Here is an 18,857-nt window from a genome sequence, read left to right as displayed (position 1 = left end):
CCCGGAGGGACCATGAGAGTCGTCGTTGATCACCAGGCCTGCGAGGCCAACGGGGTCTGTGAAGGCATCGCTCCCGAGATCTTCCAGCTTGACGAGGACGACAACCTGCACCTCCTCGACCAGCCAGGAGCTGACTCCGAGGAGCGAGTGCGCCGCGCGGTGCGTTCGTGCCCCAAGGTCGCACTGTCGCTGGAGGGCGACCGGGAATGAGCGCCCTCCAGCCGCGGGACCGCCACCGTCGACTTACCTGTTCGGCTCGGTTGAGCTCCCATCCTGCTCGGCGCTGTTGGCGATGACGTTCTCGATCGCCATGGTGAGCTTGGTTCCGAGCGGCCACCCGACGTAGTGCGTCAAGAACAGGGCGATCTCACGGAGCTGCGCCGTGTCGAGCTCCGCGTTGTGCAGCGCCGCCCCGGCTTGGATCCCCGCGACGTCGTCCAATCCCTGCGCCGCCAGCGCTCCGAGGAGCAGCAGGCGGCGTTCCCGGATCGTCAGGCCGGGACGGGACCAGATATCGGCGAACAGGTGATCCGCCGTGGTCGCGAAGAAGTCGCCGGGGCCGTCCTCGAAGTCCCAGCCGTACACCTGGCGCATCATGTCGAGTCCGCGTTGTCGCCGCGTGTTCATGGGGGCTCCCTTCGTTGCTGTCGGCGAACTTCGTTCCGGTTCGCCGGTCGAGTTCATTCGAGGCTGATGTGGACCGAGGGCGTGGCAGGCAGCGCCTGGCATGCGAGTACGTAACCCTCGGCGATGTCCTCCTCGTCGAGGACCTGGTTGTTGACCATCCGCACCTCACCTTCGACGACCCGGCACTCGCACGAGGCGCAGACACCTTCCCCACAGGAGGACGGCGCGTCGACGCCGTGCGCTAGCAGGAGATCGAGCAGCCGGGTATCGGAGGGCCAGTCGATGGTGCGCCGCTGCCCGCCGGTATCGAGATCGAGGCGGGAGGAGCCGGTACCCCCCGCGTGTCCATGCCGCCCGGCGGCGACCGCGCCGTCGAACGGGTCGCCGCCCAGGGAGGCGAAACGCTCGATTTGGATCCGGGACCGATCGATGCCGTTGGCACGGAGTGCCCTGCGGGCGAGGTTCATGAAGGGTTTCGGCCCGCACACGAACACCTCGCTGAAGGTGTCGCCCGCGATGAGCTCGCCGATCCCGTCCTCGGTCGGTGTGCCGCTGACGGATTCCCACCAGTGCCGCACCGTCAACCGACCGGGATGTGCGAGTTCCAGCCGCCGCAGTTCCTCAGCGAAGATGACCGAAGCCTCGTCGCGGTTCGCGTAGCAGAGCACGATGGATCCGGTACCCACCGTGAGGAGCGACTTGATGATGGACATGACCGGCGTGATCCCGCTCCCGGCGGCCAGTAGCAGGACGTCGTCATCAAGGGAGCGTGGGGTGAAGATTCCCGCGGGTTCGAGGGCGTCGAGTACGGTGCCCGGCGTGACGTGATCGCAGATCCAATTCGACGCGCGCCCGCCTGCCACGCGCTTGACCGTTACCTTGAGGGCGTTGTCGGTGTGCGGCGAGCTGGATAGCGAGTAGCAACGCGCGAGTTGGCCGTCCGGGGTGGGCAGCCGGAGCGTGAGGAACTGCCCGGGTCGGTACCCGAACCGTTCCTCCTGGTAGCTGGTCAGCTCGAAGATCAGCGACACCGCGTCGGCGGTCTCGCTGATCACCTCGGACACCAGTAGCTGGTGACACACCGGTACACGATCTCCCTCACGCGCCACTTCCAGACTCATAGACAATAGTCTAGACAGATGTCCAGCACAGTGGCAAGGCTTGCCGTGCCTGTGACACTGTAGTAGTGTCCAGACATATGTCCAGTCGTTCGATCGCCCAGGAGTCCACCCGACGGCGACTCAGTCCGCGGCAGGCCGATACGGTGCGTCGGTTGACCGACGCCGCCGTGGAGGAACTGCGTGCGGTGGGCTACTCGGCGTTGACGGTGCGGAATGTGGCGGCGCGTGGTGGGGTGGCACCCGCGACCGCATACACCTACTTCTCGTCGAAAAACCACCTGGTAACCGAGGTTTTCTGGCGGCGGCTGCGCGACCTTCCTCAGGAGGCGACGGCTGAGCCATCGGCGGTGGGGCGTGTGGTCACCGTCCTGCGGCAACTTGCCCTACTCGTGGTCGACGAACCCGAGCTCGCCTCGGCCTGTACCGCGGCCCTGCTCGGTGACGATCCCGACGTCATCCACCTCAGGGAGGAGATCGGGCGCGAGTGGCACCGCAGGCTCAGCGAGGCGCTGGGAGAAGACGCCGATCCCGCGGTCCTGCGGACGCTCGAGACCTCCCTTGTCGGAGCGTTCATCCACACCGGACTCGGTTATGGCTCGTACGAGCGGATGGCAGATCAGCTGGAGTCGTCCGCCCGACTGATCATGGAGGGCCGATCATGACACACGTCGCTGGCCAGGCGGTCGTGTTCAACCCGTACGACTACGGCTTCCACGAGGATCCGTATCCCACGTACGCGAGATTGCGGGACGAGGCGCCGATCTACCGGAACGAGGAGTTGGACTTCTGGGCGTTGTCGCGCTACGAGGATGTGACGGCTGCCTTCCGGGACAGTACCCGGCTGTCGAGCGCGAACGGGGTGTCGCTCGATCCGGCGGCATACGGTCCACACGCGCACAAGACGATGTCGTTCCTCGCGATGGACGACCCGCGTCACATGCGCATGCGCTCACTGGTCTCACAAGGATTCACGCCACGGCGGGTCCGCAGGCTCGAACAACGCATCCTCGAGCTGACCCGGACCTACCTCGTCCCGGCACTGGCCAAGGGGGAGTTCGACTTCATTGCCGAGTTCGCGGGCAAGCTGCCGATGGACGTCATCTCCGAACTCATGGGCGTGCCCCCTGCCGATCGCGACGAGGTCCGCGCGCTGGCGGACGCGGTGATGCACCGCGAGGAGGATGTGCTCGACGTGCCACGCTCGGCGATGGAAGCGGCGATGCGGCTCATCGAGTACTACACCGACATGGTGGCGCAGCGCCGCACCGAACGGACCGACGACCTCACCTCCGCCCTGCTCGATGCCGAGATCGACGGCGACCGGCTGAGTGACGACGAGATCATCGGCTTCCTGTTCCTGATGGTCGTGGCGGGAAACGAGACCACGACCAAGTTGCTCGGCAACGCGGTGTACTGGGGATGGCAGAACCCGGACCAGCTTGCCAAGCCACTGGCCGATCCCGACCGGGTTCCGGATTGGATCGAAGAGACCCTGCGCTACGACACGTCGAGCCAGATCATCGTCCGTACCGCCGCGGAAGACTTGGACTACTACGGGAACCTGGTCCCTCGTGGTGCCCGCGTGCTGCTGCTCGTCGGTTCCGCCAATCGCGACGGCCGGGTGTTCGAGCGGCCCGACAGCTTCGATCTCGACAGGGATCGCGCAGCGCAGCTGGCCAGCTTTGGCGGTGGCACCCACTTCTGCCTCGGCGCGCACCTGGCGCGGCTGGAAGCGCGGATCGCGCTGACCGAGCTGGTCCAGCGTGTCTCGTCGTACGAGGTGGACGCCGTACAGGCCGAGCGGGTGCACTCCACCAACGTTCGCGGCTTCGCGAAGCTTCCCATCAACGTGGAGGTCGGTTGACATGCCCAGGTTCGACCCGCACCCGCAGCGCCGGCCTGTCGTGGTCACCGGTGCCTCGTCCGGCATCGGGGAAGCGACCGCCCGAGCGCTGGCAGGGCACGGTCACCCGGTGGCGCTCGGCGCTCGGCGGGTGGAGGTGTGCGAGCAGGTCGCCGAGAGCATCCGGGCAGGCGGTGGTGAGGCGATCGCGCTGAAGCTCGATGTGGCGGAGACCGATTCGGTCAACGGCTTCGTCGCCGAGGCGACGAACGCCCTGGGGCCTATCGAGATCGCGGTCTCCGGTGCGGGCGAGCTGGATACCGGGCTGATCCACGAGCAGGACCCTGAGGCGTTCCTGCGGCAGATCGATGTGCACCTCGCCGGAGCGCACCGGCTGGTCGCCGAGGTCGTGCCGGGGATGATCGAGCGACAGCGAGGCGATGTGGTGATCATCGGCTCCGACGTGGTGCCGGCACCGCGACCACGGGTAGGCGGGTACGTGCCTGCCAAGTCCGGGCTGGAAGCGATGGCCAGGACCATGCAGAAGGAGCTGGAAGGTACCGGTGTGCGCGCCTCCATCGTGCGGCCCGGCCCGACGAGCACCGGGATGGGTATGGACTGGGATGCCCATGAGGCCGAGGCCGTGCTGCAGGACTGGGTCCACTGGGGATTCGCCCGCCATTCCTACTTCCTGCGCCCTGGGGATATCGCCGACGCGGTCACGACCGCGATCTCGGTACCTCGTGGTGTGCACCTGACCTTGCTCGAGGTGGAACCGGAAGCTCCACTACGGGAATCAACGTGACACCGGCGTGAACGAGGAGGATGACATGCGACTCAGCGCTGACCTCGATCTGTGCCAGGGGCACGCGATGTGCGAGGTCGAGGCTCCCGAGCTGTTCTCCGTACCGAAGAACGGGAAGGTCGAGATCCTCGACGATCAGCCGGGCGAGGAGTATCGGGACGACGCGCGGCGCGCGGTGCAGTACTGCCCGACCCAGGCGCTGATGCTTTCCGAGTAGACACCGACGACACAGGGAGTGAAGGCGATGCCCTCGTATCCGCGCGAGGAACTGGACGAGATGGTGCGGCGCTGGCTCGACGAGAACAAGCGCTGCGAGGAACTGGGTGACTGGCGCCCGCTGGCGGACATGTACACCGAACACGCCACCTACGGTTGGAACATGGGTCCTGATCAGGACTTCATGGCCGTGGGCAGGGAGGAGATCCGGGAGATCGCCCTCGGTCAGGAGATGGCAGGTCTCGAAGGCTGGACGTATCCCTACCAGAGCATCGTCATCGACGATCGCAGCGGCGAGGTGATCGGCTTCTGGAAGCAGATCGCGGCAGCGACGCGGCCTGATGGCAGCCACTACGAGGTGCCGGGTATCGGCGGGAGTTGGTTCCGGTACGGCGGTGACTGGCAGTGGAACTGGCAGCGTGACTTCTTCGATCTCGGCAACGCCGCGGCGGTGTTCCAGGAGATGATCGCCAACGACGCGCTGTCCGACGGGATGAAGATGCGCATCGACCGCGCGGTCTCGGGCGAACCGCTTCCCGGCTACTTTCCACGAGGCAAGGCGCCGGTACCGATCTGGTGAGAAGGGTGAACATGTCCGCTTCTGTCGACATGACCAGTAGGTACCACGAGCTGGCGCGTACCGATCTCGCCGACCTGGTGCCGGAGCTGTTGCTGGCCGGGCAGCTGATCGATCGTTCAGGCATGGCATGGTGCATCTCCGAGTTCGGTCGTGAAGGCATGCTCGAAGTGGCGATCGAGGAGTGGATGGCGGCCAGCCCCATCTATACCGAGCGCATGCAACGCGCCCTCAACTTCCAGGGCACCGACGTGGTCACGATCTTCAAAGGCCTGCAACTCGACATCGGTGCCCCTCCCCAGTTCATGGACTTCCGCTACCACGTGGAAGACGCCAACCACGGCACGTTCCACCTGGATCACTGTGGTGCGTTGATGGACGTCGAACCGATGGGCCAGGAGTATGTCAAGGGCATGTGCCACGACATCGAGGACCCCACCTTCGACGCCACCGCGGTGGCCACCAACCCGAAGGCCCAGGTACGGCCGGTGCACCGGCCGCCGCGCACGCCTCCTGACCGGCATCCGCATTGTATGTGGACGGTCACGATCGACGAGTCCCATCCGGCGGTGGACGAATCGCCGGGCTGTACCGAGAACAGGAAGTCCCGCGCAGCCTCGGTCACGCTCGATCCGATCGATGCCGGGGAGCAGGGTAAGGCGGACTACTCGGGTCCGCTGCTCAGCGACCTCGACTTCGCCGAGTTCTCGCACTCGGCCCTGACGCGGATCGCCGACGAGGTGTGCCTGCAGATGCACCTGCTCAACCTCGGGTTCGTTCGCGCGGTATCCGATCGGCTCGACCCCGAAGGCGCAAAGGCGCTGTGCCTGAAGCAGCTGACCGGCATCGCGGGGATCGCAGCGGAGCGCATCCACCGCGCACTGCGGCTGCCGGGCGGCATCGCAGGCGCGGTCCGGACGCTGCGGCTGCACCCGCTGCTCAACCCCGCCGCCTACGTCCGAGCCGAGTTCACCGAGGACGGGTTCACCGTGCGCCACTCACCCGCGCACGAGGACAACGCCTGGATCGCGCTGTGCGGGCCGCACTCGGTGAAGCCGCTCCAGGCCATCGTCCGTGCCGTCGATCCCTGCCTCGATGTCGTGGTCGAGGGCGACCCCGTGGAGTGGAGCTGCCGCGTCGTCGAGCGAGACGAGGCTGCCGAGGAGTTCACCGAAGTCGCCGTCACCCGAGTGAGCACCGGGTCGGCATTCGAGTTCGAGCCACGCCGTTCGCTACCCATCACACCGATTGGTTGATCATGGCCAGCATCAAGCGACGTCCCAAAGGGCTGGATTCTCCTGTCGTTCCCGCGATCATCAAGTACATGAGCCGGGCACAGGTGTGGCTGTACCGGCGCACGGGAGGACGGCTAGGAAGCAAGTGGCGCGTCGGGGCGGGTTTCCGAAACCCCGTCGACACCTTGCTGCTCGACCATCGAGGGCGCAAGTCGGGCACGGTTTTCACCGCCCCGTTGCTGTACATGCCGGACGGTGACAACCTGGTTGTGGTCGCCTCGCAGGGCGGGTTGCCCCACCACCCGCAGTGGTACCTCAACCTGCGCGCCGACCCCGACACGCGCGTCCAGGTCGGCGACGAAGTCCGGCACGTACGGGCACGCACCGCGACCGGGAAGGAGCGCGAAGCGCTGTGGGAGCGGCTTGTCGAGACCTATGCGGATTTCGCCAGCTACCAGTCGTGGACGGACCGTGAGATTCCCGTCGTGGTGCTCGAACCACGAGCGGCAGGCTGAGGCCTGGGGGCATGGAGGCTCCCGCGCCAGCAGTGTGGCCGATCTGATCAGCTACACGCCGGGCACAGTACGGCAGCTCGGGTCGTGGCGAACGGGGATGGGACCGTGGCCGCCCACGTCTGGTAGCGGTAGCCGGGCGATACCGGCACGACGACGTTCGGCGAGCTAGCTACATGCCGCTACCGTCAACCTCGGCTTCGATCCGCTCGAAAATGTCCGCGTCGGTTTCCCGCTGCCAGTCGGGCAGATCCTGCCAGCTCGCCACGTAGGACGGCTTCGGATCCTCGAAGTGACGGTAGATCTGCCCGATCCAGCACAGGGCGACGAACTGCCCTTTCTGCTCGCGACTCAGCCTGGCGGTGCTGCCTCGCGTGGCCCGTACGAAGTCGTGGACCTGCTGGTACACCGCCGCCGCACTCTCCCTCTCCCAATCGGGGGTTTCTTCCCACGGCGCGATATAGCTTCGCTTGGGCTCTCCCGGGTAGTGCTTGGTCACTCCGGCGATCCATGCTTCCCGAAAGATTCGGCCCTTTTCGGTCGACACGCGCACTCTCCTTTACCGACCGGACTCGACTGTGGCAACGGTGTCGCCAATCTGACAACTTAGATGCCGTACATGTCGATTGGTCCTCGTCCATGCGAGTGACGTCGTACCGGAGCCACCCGCTGACATACGAATGTGCGTGACGATGCTCGACCTGTTCTGCTCAACAAGCGAAGAGCGTCCGCTCAGCGATGCGGAGGCGTCTCGTTCGCGGGGCTTGGCACCATAAAGACGGCGGCGGGCTCGGTGAGGCCGCCGCCGTGATGATGAGTAACGCTACGCAGTCGGACCGCACCCATGCGCTCGTAAACGCGGATCGCAGCGGAGTCCTTCTCCATCACGTCGAAGGCAACGGAGCGTCCGAGGGAATGCGCGTACCGAACGGCTGTGCGTATGAGTTGGAGCCCTGTCCCGGTACCCCGGTGATCGGGGTCAACGAACAACCGCGCCGGTATGGCGAGACGGTCGATATCGCCTCCGGTGTGTTCGTGCCACACCCGGGCGGCATCGTCCTCAGCGGATGCCGTGATGAGCGTGATCTGGCCAGCCGGAAAGCCAGCGATGTCGGCCGTCCAACTACGAAGCTCCCGCGGATGTTGCAGCCACGCCTCGGGGTCGGCGACCCCTTCGACGGGATAGCCGTCGTAGGCGTGAACGCGGACGAGCACGTTGGCCAGTGTCGATAGATCGTCGTCCCGGCGTGGCCGGATAGCAGGGCCGGTGGGCATGGTCAGTCCTCGATAGGCATGTCGTAGTCCAGCGCGGTGTGATCGGCGCGCATGACGAAGTTCGTGACCTCGAACGGCCGGTGGTTGGCGTCGATGCCGGTGTGCCAGAGATCGATGACTGGCACGCCGTCGGGGACCTGGAGACCTTCGGCTTCGGCGTTGGTGGGCATTCGCGCGGCGATCTCCTCGCGGATGTAGGTGATTGCGTATCCCAGACTCTCGAACAGCCCGTAGATACCTCCTGGCCCCATATCGGCGGAGTCGGCGAGTGCTGTTCCCTCGACGATCGCCCACGGAGCGTAGGTCACGCCGATCTGGATGGGATCGCCATCGGCGAAGTACCAGTTCTCCCGCCGAACGACGTCGGTGTTGTGCTCAAGTCCGAGGCGGTCGCTGACGTCGGGCGGGGGTGTGACCCTGGCGATGCTGGGTACGTCCACGTGTGGCCTCTTACCCTGGGCTACCGCTTCAGAGCCGAACGGGCCGAGTTCATTCGTGGCGCGCATCGCGGAGCTGTAGCGGTGCCGCCCGAAGCGCATCCACCGCGGCTTCTCGCGAACGAATACCCCGCGTCCGTGTTCGGCGGTGACGAGGCCTTCATGGCGGAGCTGCGCGATCGCTTCCCGTGCAGTGTTCCTGGCGGCCTGATGCTTGGTGGCGAGTGCTCGTTCCGACGGCAGCTTGTCCCCTGGCTGGTAGTCGCCGCGCGCGATCGCGTCGCGGAGGTCCTGAGCGATGGCACGAAAGTCCCCTCGGTGGAACTCGGGCCCGGGCTGCGTCGTCGTCATACGTCGAAATTCTATCGCAACTGGTCTGAGCCAGTGCTTGTGTTCACTGGCTCAGGCCAGTTACATTAGTGGCTCAAGCCAGTTGGTTTCTGTGACCAGGACCCGTTCTGGTTCATCCCACATCGAGGCACAGGAAGGCAGGCGGAGGATTCCCGGTGGGCAGGCACGAACGTGCGATCCCGGTGGTGCGGCTACTGGCGCGGCTGGGTTGGCAGCGCGATCCGGACACGTGGACGATCGGCTGCCACGACGGAGAGGCGTGGCGGGCACGCTTGTTCGTGCGGCTGAGCCCCAGGGGCGTGGCGCTGGTGGCCTCCTCGCCGGGCCCGTGGCATGTGCGTCCGCTGGAGGCCGGGCAGTTGCGTGCCGCGCCGCGGGATGCCCTGGTGAGCTTCGACGAGCTGGCCGGTTCGGAGCGAGGGGGCTGGTACGTCGTGGGGTGGAGCGAGGCGGACCCGCTGCTGGGGGAGTTGGGGCGGCGGAGATGGGTGGTGCACCTGTTCGGGCGGCGGGACGCCCCGTGGCTGCTCGCAGCGGTCTTCGCGTGGCAGACCTGCGCCGATGTGGTGCTCCTGCGGGGCGAACACGACGCGACCGCCTACCGTGTGCCGACCTTTCCGGGTACTGACGTGTTCGCCCCCGAACTGGTCTCGTGGCAGTACCACGCGGGTGCGGTGTGGACGCTGCGCGTAGCCCTGACACTTCCGCCACCAGGGCACCCGCGTGCTCCGATGCAGATCCTTCGCCCGTCGGTGAGGTGCACGGTGCCGCCCGAGATGCGGCGCCCGGAGACCATCCGACCGGCCGCGCCCGGGGCAGGCTGCCACGGCTGACGACAGGTTGTGTGTAGCCCTCCGGGAGCGCGTCACGCCTTGTGCGGGATCTGGTTGACCGTGCCGCCGTCCATGACGAACTCGGAGCCGGTGGCGAACGAGGACTCGTCGCTGGCGAGGAAGACCACGAACGATGCGACCTCCTCCGGCTGACCGGGGCGACCGAGTGGGATCGGGATCATGTCGTCGGGGATCCCTTCGGTGATGGGCGTGCGGATCAGGCCTGGGTGCAGCGAGTTGACGCGGATCCCGTTCGGTGCGAGCTCCATCGCCACGGACTTGGTCAGGCCGCGCAGGCCCCATTTCGACGCGACGTAGCCGTGCGCCCACGGGGTGCCGCGCAACCCCTCGATCGATGACATGTTGATGATCGCTCCGCCGCCTGCGGCGATCATCGAGTCGGCTACGGCCCGCATGCCCAGGAACGGGCCGGTCAGGTTGACGTCGATGATCTGCTGCCACTTGTCCATCGCGAAGCGCTGCAACATGCCGCCGTTGGCGATACCGGCGTTGTTGAACAACACGTCGACCTTGCCGAACTCGGAGACGGCGGTTTCCACGGCAGCCGTCCAGTCCTCGGCACTCGTCACGTCGAGGTGCACGTAGCGGGCCGCCTGGCCCAGCTCGTCCGCGAGTGCCGTGCCCTCGCCGTCGAGGACGTCGCCGATGACCACCTGAGCGCCTTCGGCGACCAGCATCCGTGCGCTCGCGGCGCCGATACCGCGCGAGCCGCCACTGACCAGAGCGACCTTGCCCGTTACACGTCCCATCACGACAACCTCTCTGACGAACTCCCTGACGAACTCCCTGACGGACGGTTCTCCTTGCTGGTGCGCAGCGCCGGGGACGCGGCGAAAACCCCGTTCGCGGTGCCGAAGGGCAGGTCGAGCGTGGTGCGGATGCCTGGCGCCGCCGCGGTGACGTCCGGGATGGCGTTGACGACCCGCCCGGCGCCGGAGGCGATCGCGGCGTAATTGTGGTCGCCGTGCCTGCTGGTGGGGCAGACGTCCACCCGGTACGACGGCTCTCCGGTGATCTCGATCCGGTACGAGCCGCCATCCTGTGCGGGCTGTGGCCAGTCGGGCCGCAGGTCCGGGTGGAGCCGTGTGGTGTGGTCGACCACGATGACCGGCTGATCACCGACCATCCCGCTGACCTGGAAGCGCACCGCGGCGACTCCTCCCTTCGGGATGTGCCCTGCTGTCACGGCCAGCGACTCCGGAGCGGGTTCCTGCTCGAACCACTCGGTGATGTCGTCGAGCTCGATTCCGAACCCGCTGGCGAGCTGCCGCACGGTGACACCCCACGCGGACGCAAGCACGCCCGGCTTGAACAGCATCGGCAGGTCGCCGACCGGCCTGCCGAACCCCATCACGTCGAACATCACCGGTGCACCGCTGTAGGTCGCGTAGTCGGCGACCTCCGAACATCGCACCTGCTCGATGTGCTGGCAGGTGCTGGCCACCGCGAACGGCAGCAGGTCGTTGGCCCAGCCGGGGTCGACGCCGGTGGTGAACAGGCTGACGCCGTGCTCGCGACAGAGATCCTCAATGGGCTCGATCATCTCGTCGGGCAGCAGGCCCCACGGGTAGATCAGGGGTACCGGAGACGTCGCGACGACGTTGACGCCCGCCGAGAGGATGAGTTTCAGATCGTTCAGCGTTTCGAAGAACCGGGTCTCGGCCAGCGCACAGTAGACCGCGCAATCCGGCTCCGTGGCCATTGCGGACGCGAGATCGTCGGTGGCTCGCACGCCCGTGGCGAGGTCGAGGCCCGCCAGCTCGCCGGCGTCCCGCCCGACCTTCTCCTTCGCCGACACGACAAGCCCGGCCAGCTCGAAACGCGGATCGTTGATGACGTGGGCGAGCGCGATCCGGCCGGCGTTACCCGTGGCCACGTGGACGACGCGAATGGCCATCCCGACCTCCTCGGCGCGTGGTCGTGCCGCTTGACGCGAAGTAAGCAGACAGCAGACTGGACAAGTGTACAGAGCGTCGGCGCGACAGCGCCAACGGTGATCCATCAGGCACAGCTACGACACGCTCTCGGCGGCTGCGAGGCCGAGCCGTCGTGCGTGCCTGTCGAGGAAGGCGACGACCTCGTCTTCCGGTTTGTCGGGTAGGCCCCAGATGATCTCGGTAATGCCGATGCGTTCCCAGGCTTCGATCTCCTCGGCCGACAGTTTCGTCGCGGCGAGCATCGAGACCTCCGGCGAGCCGGTGCGGCCCGCCGCTTGCCAGCTGCGGTGCAGTGCGGCGACTTTGTCCTCGATGCCGTCCTCGAATGGGGTGGTGATCCAGCCATCGGCGTTGGCGGTGATCCATTCGATGGTTTTCGGTCCGCCGCCTGCTCCGATGAGCAGCGGCACGTGGGATTGCACGGGCTTCGGCCAGGCCCATGAGGGGCCGAAGGAGACGAACTCGCCGTCGTAGGAGGCTTCTTCCTGAGTCCACAGCGCGCGCATCGCCTCGATGTACTCGCGCAGCACGGTACGTCGCCGGTTGGCGGGGACATCGTGGTCGCTGAGCTCGTCGGTGTTCCAGCCGAATCCGGCCCCTACCGACACGCGACCACCGGAGAGGTGGTCGAGCGTGGCGATGGTCTTGGCAAGGGTGATCGGGTCCGATTCGACGGGTAGCGCGACCGCCGTGGACAGCCGGATCCGTGAGGTCACTGCCGCGGCGGTGGCCAGCGAGACCCACGGGTCGAGCGTGCGCATGTACCGGTCGTCGGGCAGGGTGCTGTCCCCGGTGCCCGGGTGTGCGGCTGACCGCTTGGTAGGGATGTGCGTGTGCTCGGGGACGTAGAAGGTGTCGAAGCCGCTCGCCTCGGCGGCCTTGGCCGCGGCAGCGGGGGTGATTCCACGATCGCTGGTGAACAGCACGATGCCGTGACGCATGCGAACCATACTAGAACACGTTCCATTCCTCGGCTGGACCATCGGCGGCCCCGCTGCGAGCTGGTGTCGCGGGCGCCGGGCTGGGGGTTGCACGACGCCGGGGCCCTCCCTACACTGTACAAGTGTCCAGTCAAATGTCTAGCACATGGTGCGCCTCGGTCCGGAGAAGGTGGCTGACGCGATGATCAAGACCGTTTCGAACCGTCACCCAGGTGATCCTCATGGGCACCTCGAGGATCTGCGAGCGGATCCCATCGGCCTGCTGGAACGGGTTCGCGAGGAATGCGGGGATATCGGCATCTTCCGGCTGGGTGCGCGTGACGTGTACCTGGTCACCGGTGCCGAGCTCAACGAGGAATTCTTCCGCGCGCCGGACGAGGTGCTCGATCAAGCCGAGGCGTACCCGTTCATGACGCCGATCTTCGGTGAAGGGGTCGTCTTCGACGCGCCGCCCGAACGTCGCAAGGAGATGCTGCGTAACCAGGCGCTGCGGGGCGATCAGATGAAAGGTCACGCGAGGACGATCGAGAAACAGGTCCACCGCATGACGGCCGATTGGGGCGAGGAAGGGGAGATCGATCTGCTCGACTGGTTCGCCGAGCTGACGATCTACACGACCTCCGCCTGCCTGATCGGTGAACGGTTTCGCGAGGAGCTCGACAGCCGGTTCGCCGAGCTGTACCACGACCTGGAGCGAGGCACCGATGCCATCGCCTTCGTCGACGCGCACGCACCGATCGAGAGCTTCCGCAGGCGCGATGAGGCGCGCAGGGCCCTGGTAGCGCTCGTGCAGGACATCATGGACCGGCGGGTAGCGGCCGGCCCCGTCGCCAAGGAGGAGCGCGACCTGCTGGACGTGCTGATGACCCTCACGCGGGAGGACGGCGAACCCGCCTTCACCGCCGATCAGGTCACCGGCATGTTCATCTCGATGATGTTCGCCGGGCACCACACCAGCAGCGGGACAGCGGCGTGGACGCTGATCGAGTTGCTGCGGCAGCCGGAGCTGATGAAGGAGATCACCGCTGAGCTGGACGAGCTCTACGCCGACGGCCGCGAGGTCTCGCACCACGCGCTACGGGCGATCCCGCGGCTGGAGTCCGCGGTGAAGGAGACGTTGCGGCTGCCCCCGCCGCTGATCCTGCTGCTGCGCGTGGCGCAGCAGGACTTCGAGATCGGTGGCGTCACCGTGCCCGCGGGAGCCATGGTCGGGGCCTCACCTCGGGTGTCCAACCGCATCCCGGAAGACTTCCCGAACCCGCACGAGTTCGACCCGGGACGGTACATCGAGCCGCGTCAGGAGGATCTGATCAACCGGTGGACGTGGATCCCGTTCGGCGCAGGTAGGCACCGCTGCGTCGGCTCGGCCTTCGCGATGATCCAGCTCAAAGCGATCTTCTCGGTCATCCTGCGTGATTACGAGTTCGAGCTGGCCCAGCCTGCCGACTCGTACCGAGACGACACCTCCAAGATGGTGATCCAGTTGGAACGGCCGTGCATCGTTCGCTACCGCAAGCGGGCTCGCGGATGATTCCCGCGAACCCGCCCGCCCGGCTACTCGTGGACGGCAAGCTGCGCGGAACGCGAAGCGGTGCCGAGTTTCCGATCGTGAACCCGGCTACCGAGGCGGTGATCGGGCGCGCCCCGGACGCTACCGCCGACGATATGGATGCCGCGATCGCGGCGGCGCGCCGGGCTTTCGATGAGACGAGCTGGTCGGCCGACCTGTCGTGGCGGCTCCACTGCCTGAAGCAGCTGCACCGGGCGCTCGTCGGAGCCGGTGAGGAGATGCGCGCGCTCACCACGGCGGAAGCCGGAGCACCGGCCTTTCTCACCTCGGGACCACAGTACGACGTTCCCGTGGAGAGCTTCAGGTGGACGGTTGGGCTGGCCGAGTCGTTCCCGTGGACCGAGGACCTCGGCACGGCGAGCCCGATGGGCATCCCGACCCGGCGTACCGTGGTGCGGGAAGCCGTCGGCGTGGTCGGTGCCATCACACCGTGGAACTTCCCCAACCAGATCAACCTCGCCAAGCTCGGCCCGGCGCTGGCGGCGGGCAATACCGTGGTGCTCAAACCCGCACCGGACACCCCATGGGTGGCCGCCGAGCTCGCGCGGCTGGCCGCGGAACACACCGACCTACCGCCCGGCGTGCTCAACGTTGTGTCTACAACGGACGATACTGTTGCGGTCCGATTGGCCACCGACGAGCGTGTCGACGTGGTCTCGTTCACCGGATCCACAGCCACCGGTCGGCAGGTCATGGCAGCGGCGGCGCCGACACTGAAGAAGGTGTTCCTGGAGCTGGGCGGGAAGTCGGCCGCGATCGTGCTCGACGATGCCGACCTGGCTGGCGCGGTTGGTACGGCGGCGTTCTCGGTGTGCGTCCACGCCGGTCAGGGATGCGCGCTGACCACGAGATTGCTGGTGCCCCGCGAGCGCTATGACGAGGCTGTGGAGGTCGCAGCGACCACGATGCGTGCCATCGGCACGGGAGACCCCACCGACCCCGGCACGGTGTGTGGGCCACTGATCTCCGCTGCGCAACGGGATCGTGTGGAAAGCTACCTCGATCTCGCGGTTGCCGAGGGCGGTCGCTTCGCCACGGGGGGCGGGCGGCCGGATCGTGATCGCGGCTTCTGGATCGAACCCACCGTCATCACCGGCCTGGACAACTCGACGCGGGTGGCGCGTGAGGAGATCTTCGGCCCTGTGCTGGTGGTGATCCCGCACGACGGGGACGACGATGCGGTGCGGATCGCGAACGACTCCCCGTACGGGCTGTCGGGCTCGGTCGACTCGGGCGATCCCGAGCGCGCCAGGGCGGTCGCCGGTCGGATCCGCACCGGAACGCTGGCGGTCAACGGTGGCGTCTGGTTCGCGGCGGACGCACCGTTCGGCGGCTACAAGCAATCCGGGATCGGCCGCGAGATGGGAGTGGACGGTTTCCGCGAATACCTCGAGACGAAGCTCGTTGCCGAGCCTGCCGGAGGAGATACATGAGCAAGCGATTCGACGGCAAGGTCGCGATCGTCACCGGCGCCGCGCAGGGAATCGGTGAGGCTTATGCCAGGGCTCTCGCCGCTGAGGGTGCCTCGGTGGTGGTCGCCGACGTCCAGGACGAGTCCGGCGCGGCCGTTGCCAAGCAGATCGAAGCCGCTGGTGGGCGCGCGGTCTACGCGCACTGCGATGTCTCCGACGAGACCAGCGCGACCGCGCTGGCCGAGACCGCGGCAGCGGAGTTCGGCGGTGTCGATCTGCTGGTGAACAACGCCGCGATCTACGGCGATATGCAGTTCGACCTGCTGATCACGGTGGATTGGCAGTACTACCGCAGGTTCATGGCGGTGAACTTCGACGGTGCCTTGCTGGTCACCAGGGCCGTGTACCCGTACATGCAGCAGCGCGGCGGCGGCGCGATCGTGAACCAGTCCTCCACCGCCGCCTGGCTGTACTCCGGTTTCTACGGCTTGGCCAAGGTCGGGATCAACGGGCTGACCCAGCAGCTCGCGCACGAGCTCGGTGGCATGAACATCCGGGTCAACGCCATCGCGCCGGGACCGACCGACACCAAAGCCACCCGTGATCAGGTTGGCGAAGCCGTCGACGGCCTGGTATCCGGGCTGGCGCTCAAACGGTTGGGCCAGCCTGCGGACATGGTGGGCGGGTGTCTCTTCCTGCTTTCCGAGGAGGCCTCCTGGGTGACCGGGCAGATCCTGGCGGTCGACGGAGGGCAGGTCTTTCGATCATGACCACGGCGGGCTTTATCGGATTGGGCAACATCGGGCGTCCGATGGCGCTGCGACTGGCCGACTTGCCGGGCGGACTGGTGGTCTACGACGTCGACACCGCGGCTACGGCACCGCTCGCCGATTCGGGAGCCGCGGTTGCCGGCTCGATCACCGAGCTGGCTGCCAAGGCCGACATCGTCTGCGTGATGGTGCGCGACGACGATCAGGTACGCGAGGTGATCGAGGAGCTCCTCGCGGCGGGCAGGCAGGATCAGGTGGTCGCGGTGCACTCGACGGTGCATCCGGATACCGCTGTGGAGCTGGCCACGCGAGCCGAGCGGCACGGTGTCGCGGTACTGGACGCGCCGGTCAGCGGCGGTGCCATGGGGGCAGCCGACGGCCGGCTAGCCATCCTGCTCGGTGGCGCCGACCAGGCCGTGGCGCGCGCTCGACCGATACTGGAACGACTGGGCGAAGTGATCGTCCATTTCGGCCCGGCCGGAGCCGGTACGAAGGCCAAGCTGGCGCGTAACCTGCTGCATTTCGTCGCATTCACCGCGGTCACCGAGGCCGAACGGTTGGCAGAATCGGCCGGCGTCGATCTCGAGGCGCTCGGACGTGTCGTCCGGCACACCGATGGGCTCACCGGCGGCCCGGGGGCGATCATGCTGCGGTCCACCACGATGCCGATGGTCGACGACGATCCGTTGCGCCCGATCTTCGAGCACGTGCGTGAGCTCGGCGAGAAGGACCTGCGCCTGGCGATCGAGCTCGGTGACACGCTCGGCGTTCCGACCCCGCTGGCGAAGCAGGCCATCGAGCGCCTCGCTGCGGGGCTGGGACTCGCGGGCGACCCGTGAGTCGATATGTAGAACAAGTTCTACTACGATGAGGTGCTATGACCACGGAGATTCCCACACCGATCAGTGCCTCCGAGCTACGCTCCTGGTCGGACGACGTCGACGTGCTCGTCATCGGGGCGGGTATGGGAGGGGTCAGCGCTGCGCTCGAGGCGGCGTCCGAGGGCGCGCGCGTGCTGGTCATCGATCGCGGCGGCAGGCTGACCTGCACCACTGCCATGGCAGGCGGGCACTTTTACCTGGGCGGCGGTACCCCGTTGCAAGAAGCGGCCGGGTTCACCGACTCGCCGGAGGACATGGCGAAGTACCTCCGCGCGATGTCACCCGAGTGCGACGCCGAGAAGATCCGGGTGTACTGCGAGAACAGCGTCGAGCACTTCCACTGGCTCGAATCGCTCGGATTCTCCTTCGAGCGGTCGTTTTTCCCCGGTAAGGCCGTGGTGCAGCCCGGTACCGAGGGATTGATGTACACCGGCAACGAGAAGTGCTGGCCGTTCCACGAGATCGCGGCCCCCGTGCCGCGCGGGCACAAGCCGCCGATCGTGGGCGACACCGGGGGCGCGTCGTTCGTCCTTGAGCTGGCACTGGATCGGCTGGACGCCCTCGGTGTGGAGGTGCGCTACGACACGGCGGCGACAGCGCTCGTCACCGACACCGACGGTGCCGTCACGGGAGCGGCGTGGAAGCGATTCGCGGAGTCGGGTGCTATCCGCGCGGGTGCGGTGGTGATCGCAGCCGGGGGGTTCGTGCTCAACTCCGACATGGTCGCCGCGTACGCGCCACGGCTGACAGCCCTCATGCGGCGGGGCATGCCGCTCGGGAACAGCTACGACGACGGGCTGGGCATCCGGCTAGGGGAGTCGGTGGGCGGGGTAGCCGAGCACATGGACGGCGCGTTCTTCACCTCGCCCTTCTATCCCCCGGAGGAGATGCTCAAGGGCATCCTGGTCAACGTCGAGGGGTCCCGCTTCGTGAGCGAGGATTCCTACCACGGTCGTGTGTCGTCGTTCGTGTTCGAGCAACCAGGGCAGCAGGCTTTCCTGGTCCTCGACTCGGCGACGATGGCCGAACCGCACTACGGGTTCCAGTCGCTGGTGGATGGCTGGGAAACCATCGAGGAGATGGAGCAAGGCCTCGGGATACCCGCCGGTGCGCTCGACAAGACCCTCGCGAGCTACAACGCCGCTGCCGAGTCTGGGCAGGATCCCGAGTTCCGCAAGGCGTCGGAGTTCGTGGTGCCGCTCGACAACCCACCGTACGGCGCCTACGACCTCACGCCGGGCAAGGCTTTCTACAGTGGCTTCACCATGGGTGGGCTCCGGGTGACGGTGGACGGGCAGCTGCTCGGCGCCGACGGGGCAGCGGTGCACGGTGCGTACGCTGTCGGGGCGTGCGCGTCCAACATCGCCTACGACGGCGCCGGGTACGCCTCCGGTACGCAGCTGGGCGAGGCTTCGTTCTTCGGCCGCCGTGCCGGACGCCACGCAGCCGCGGTCGCGCGCCGGAGCAGGTAGCGTTAACAGCACACGGTTACG

Annotated in this window: 22 protein-coding genes; 14 read left to right on the top strand and 8 right to left on the bottom strand. The window is 66.9% G+C overall.

What is annotated here, in order from left to right; genetic code table 11:
• Positions 1 to 12: 12 nt before the first annotated feature.
• Positions 13 to 210, top strand: a complete 198-nt coding sequence (locus F8178_RS16800; RefSeq protein WP_317495779.1) for a ferredoxin — start codon at positions 13 to 15, stop codon at positions 208 to 210.
• Positions 211 to 243: 33 nt separating this feature from the next.
• Here F8178_RS16800 and F8178_RS16795 read toward each other — a convergent pair whose 3' ends face one another.
• Together F8178_RS16795 and F8178_RS16790 are read right to left on the bottom strand one after the other, a co-directional pair.
• The gene (locus tag F8178_RS16795; protein ID WP_317495778.1) at positions 244 to 627 is read right to left on the bottom strand and encodes a carboxymuconolactone decarboxylase family protein; all 384 of its coding nucleotides are present in this window, start codon (positions 625 to 627) and stop codon (positions 244 to 246) included.
• Positions 628 to 680: 53 nt separating this feature from the next.
• A complete protein-coding gene (locus F8178_RS16790) occupies positions 681 to 1,748 on the bottom strand; it encodes a ferredoxin--NADP reductase (protein ID WP_317495777.1) in 1,068 nt (355 codons plus the stop codon).
• 77 nt (positions 1,749 to 1,825) lie between these two features.
• Between F8178_RS16790 and F8178_RS16785 the strand changes: the two genes are divergently transcribed.
• Genes F8178_RS16785 through F8178_RS16755 form a run of 7 tightly spaced genes read left to right on the top strand, consistent with a single transcriptional unit; the run spans position 1,826 to position 6,939 of the window.
• Entirely contained in the window at positions 1,826 to 2,410 is a 585-nt protein-coding gene (locus F8178_RS16785; RefSeq protein WP_317495775.1) for a helix-turn-helix domain-containing protein, read from the top strand.
• Complete coding sequence (locus F8178_RS16780) at positions 2,407 to 3,612, top strand: cytochrome P450 (RefSeq protein WP_317495774.1); 1,206 nt, start codon at positions 2,407 to 2,409, stop codon at positions 3,610 to 3,612. Before F8178_RS16785 ends, F8178_RS16780 begins: the two co-directional genes overlap by 4 nt.
• A gap of 1 nt (position 3,613) precedes the next feature.
• The gene (locus tag F8178_RS16775) at positions 3,614 to 4,396 is read left to right on the top strand and encodes an SDR family oxidoreductase (protein ID WP_317495773.1); all 783 of its coding nucleotides are present in this window, start codon (positions 3,614 to 3,616) and stop codon (positions 4,394 to 4,396) included.
• Between the two features lie 25 nt (positions 4,397 to 4,421).
• On the top strand, positions 4,422 to 4,613 hold the full coding sequence (locus tag F8178_RS16770; RefSeq protein WP_317495772.1) for a ferredoxin: 192 nt from the start codon (positions 4,422 to 4,424) through the stop codon (positions 4,611 to 4,613).
• 27 nt (positions 4,614 to 4,640) lie between these two features.
• Positions 4,641 to 5,192 (top strand): nuclear transport factor 2 family protein, encoded by a 552-nt coding sequence (locus F8178_RS16765; RefSeq protein ID WP_317495771.1) that lies wholly within the window; start codon positions 4,641 to 4,643, stop codon positions 5,190 to 5,192.
• An 11-nt stretch (positions 5,193 to 5,203) separates the two neighbouring features.
• Entirely contained in the window at positions 5,204 to 6,445 is a 1,242-nt protein-coding gene (locus F8178_RS16760) for a hypothetical protein (RefSeq protein ID WP_317495770.1), read from the top strand.
• 2 nt (positions 6,446 to 6,447) lie between these two features.
• The gene (locus F8178_RS16755) at positions 6,448 to 6,939 is read left to right on the top strand and encodes a nitroreductase family deazaflavin-dependent oxidoreductase (RefSeq protein ID WP_317495769.1); all 492 of its coding nucleotides are present in this window, start codon (positions 6,448 to 6,450) and stop codon (positions 6,937 to 6,939) included.
• Between the two features lie 169 nt (positions 6,940 to 7,108).
• On the opposite strand, the gene F8178_RS16750 is transcribed toward F8178_RS16755, so the two are convergent.
• The 3 genes from F8178_RS16750 to F8178_RS16740 all read right to left on the bottom strand — a co-directional run bounded on the left by F8178_RS16750 (position 7,109) and on the right by F8178_RS16740 (position 8,999).
• Positions 7,109 to 7,483, bottom strand: coding sequence for a hypothetical protein (locus F8178_RS16750; RefSeq protein ID WP_317495768.1), 375 nt, complete (start codon positions 7,481 to 7,483; stop codon positions 7,109 to 7,111).
• 185 nt (positions 7,484 to 7,668) lie between these two features.
• Positions 7,669 to 8,211 carry a GNAT family N-acetyltransferase gene (locus tag F8178_RS16745; RefSeq protein ID WP_317495767.1) on the bottom strand — a complete coding sequence of 181 codons (543 nt, stop codon included), beginning with the start codon at positions 8,209 to 8,211 and terminating at the stop codon, positions 7,669 to 7,671.
• Between the two features lie 2 nt (positions 8,212 to 8,213).
• A complete protein-coding gene (locus F8178_RS16740; RefSeq protein ID WP_317495766.1) occupies positions 8,214 to 8,999 on the bottom strand; it encodes a GntR family transcriptional regulator in 786 nt (261 codons plus the stop codon).
• 155 nt (positions 9,000 to 9,154) lie between these two features.
• Here F8178_RS16740 and F8178_RS16735 point away from each other — a divergent pair, with 155 nt between their 5' ends.
• Entirely contained in the window at positions 9,155 to 9,832 is a 678-nt protein-coding gene (locus F8178_RS16735) for a hypothetical protein (protein WP_317495765.1), read from the top strand.
• A gap of 32 nt (positions 9,833 to 9,864) precedes the next feature.
• Here the strand turns inward: F8178_RS16735 and F8178_RS16730 are convergent, their stop codons facing one another.
• The 3 genes from F8178_RS16730 to F8178_RS16720 form a co-directional block, all read right to left on the bottom strand.
• On the bottom strand, positions 9,865 to 10,602 hold the full coding sequence (locus F8178_RS16730; RefSeq protein WP_317495764.1) for a glucose 1-dehydrogenase: 738 nt from the start codon (positions 10,600 to 10,602) through the stop codon (positions 9,865 to 9,867).
• Complete coding sequence (locus tag F8178_RS16725; protein ID WP_317495763.1) at positions 10,602 to 11,750, bottom strand: diacylglycerol kinase; 1,149 nt, start codon at positions 11,748 to 11,750, stop codon at positions 10,602 to 10,604. The genes F8178_RS16730 and F8178_RS16725 overlap by 1 nt, the downstream gene beginning before the upstream one ends.
• A gap of 114 nt (positions 11,751 to 11,864) precedes the next feature.
• Positions 11,865 to 12,731, bottom strand: coding sequence for an LLM class F420-dependent oxidoreductase (locus tag F8178_RS16720; RefSeq protein ID WP_317495762.1), 867 nt, complete (start codon positions 12,729 to 12,731; stop codon positions 11,865 to 11,867).
• Positions 12,732 to 12,912: 181 nt separating this feature from the next.
• Here F8178_RS16720 and F8178_RS16715 point away from each other — a divergent pair, with 181 nt between their 5' ends.
• Genes F8178_RS16715 through F8178_RS16695 form a run of 5 tightly spaced genes read left to right on the top strand, consistent with a single transcriptional unit; the run spans position 12,913 to position 18,836 of the window.
• On the top strand, positions 12,913 to 14,262 hold the full coding sequence (locus F8178_RS16715; protein ID WP_317495761.1) for a cytochrome P450: 1,350 nt from the start codon (positions 12,913 to 12,915) through the stop codon (positions 14,260 to 14,262).
• Positions 14,259 to 15,734 carry an aldehyde dehydrogenase gene (locus F8178_RS16710; RefSeq protein WP_317495760.1) on the top strand — a complete coding sequence of 492 codons (1,476 nt, stop codon included), beginning with the start codon at positions 14,259 to 14,261 and terminating at the stop codon, positions 15,732 to 15,734. The genes F8178_RS16715 and F8178_RS16710 overlap by 4 nt, the downstream gene beginning before the upstream one ends.
• The gene (locus F8178_RS16705; RefSeq protein ID WP_317495759.1) at positions 15,731 to 16,483 is read left to right on the top strand and encodes an SDR family oxidoreductase; all 753 of its coding nucleotides are present in this window, start codon (positions 15,731 to 15,733) and stop codon (positions 16,481 to 16,483) included. The genes F8178_RS16710 and F8178_RS16705 overlap by 4 nt, the downstream gene beginning before the upstream one ends.
• Positions 16,480 to 17,322: an NAD(P)-dependent oxidoreductase gene (locus tag F8178_RS16700; RefSeq protein WP_317495758.1), complete on the top strand. Its 843-nt coding sequence runs from the start codon at positions 16,480 to 16,482 to the stop codon at positions 17,320 to 17,322. Before F8178_RS16705 ends, F8178_RS16700 begins: the two co-directional genes overlap by 4 nt.
• Positions 17,323 to 17,360: 38 nt before the next feature.
• A complete protein-coding gene (locus F8178_RS16695) occupies positions 17,361 to 18,836 on the top strand; it encodes an FAD-binding protein (RefSeq protein ID WP_317495757.1) in 1,476 nt (491 codons plus the stop codon).
• The last annotated feature ends 21 nt before the right edge of the window (positions 18,837 to 18,857 follow it).

It is taken from the genome of Haloechinothrix sp. LS1_15 (assembly GCF_033042135.1).
GTDB lineage: Bacteria > Actinomycetota > Actinomycetes > Mycobacteriales > Pseudonocardiaceae > Haloechinothrix.
The sequence above is the reverse complement of the archived record's forward strand: the minus strand, read 5'-3'. Positions and strand labels throughout refer to the sequence as shown.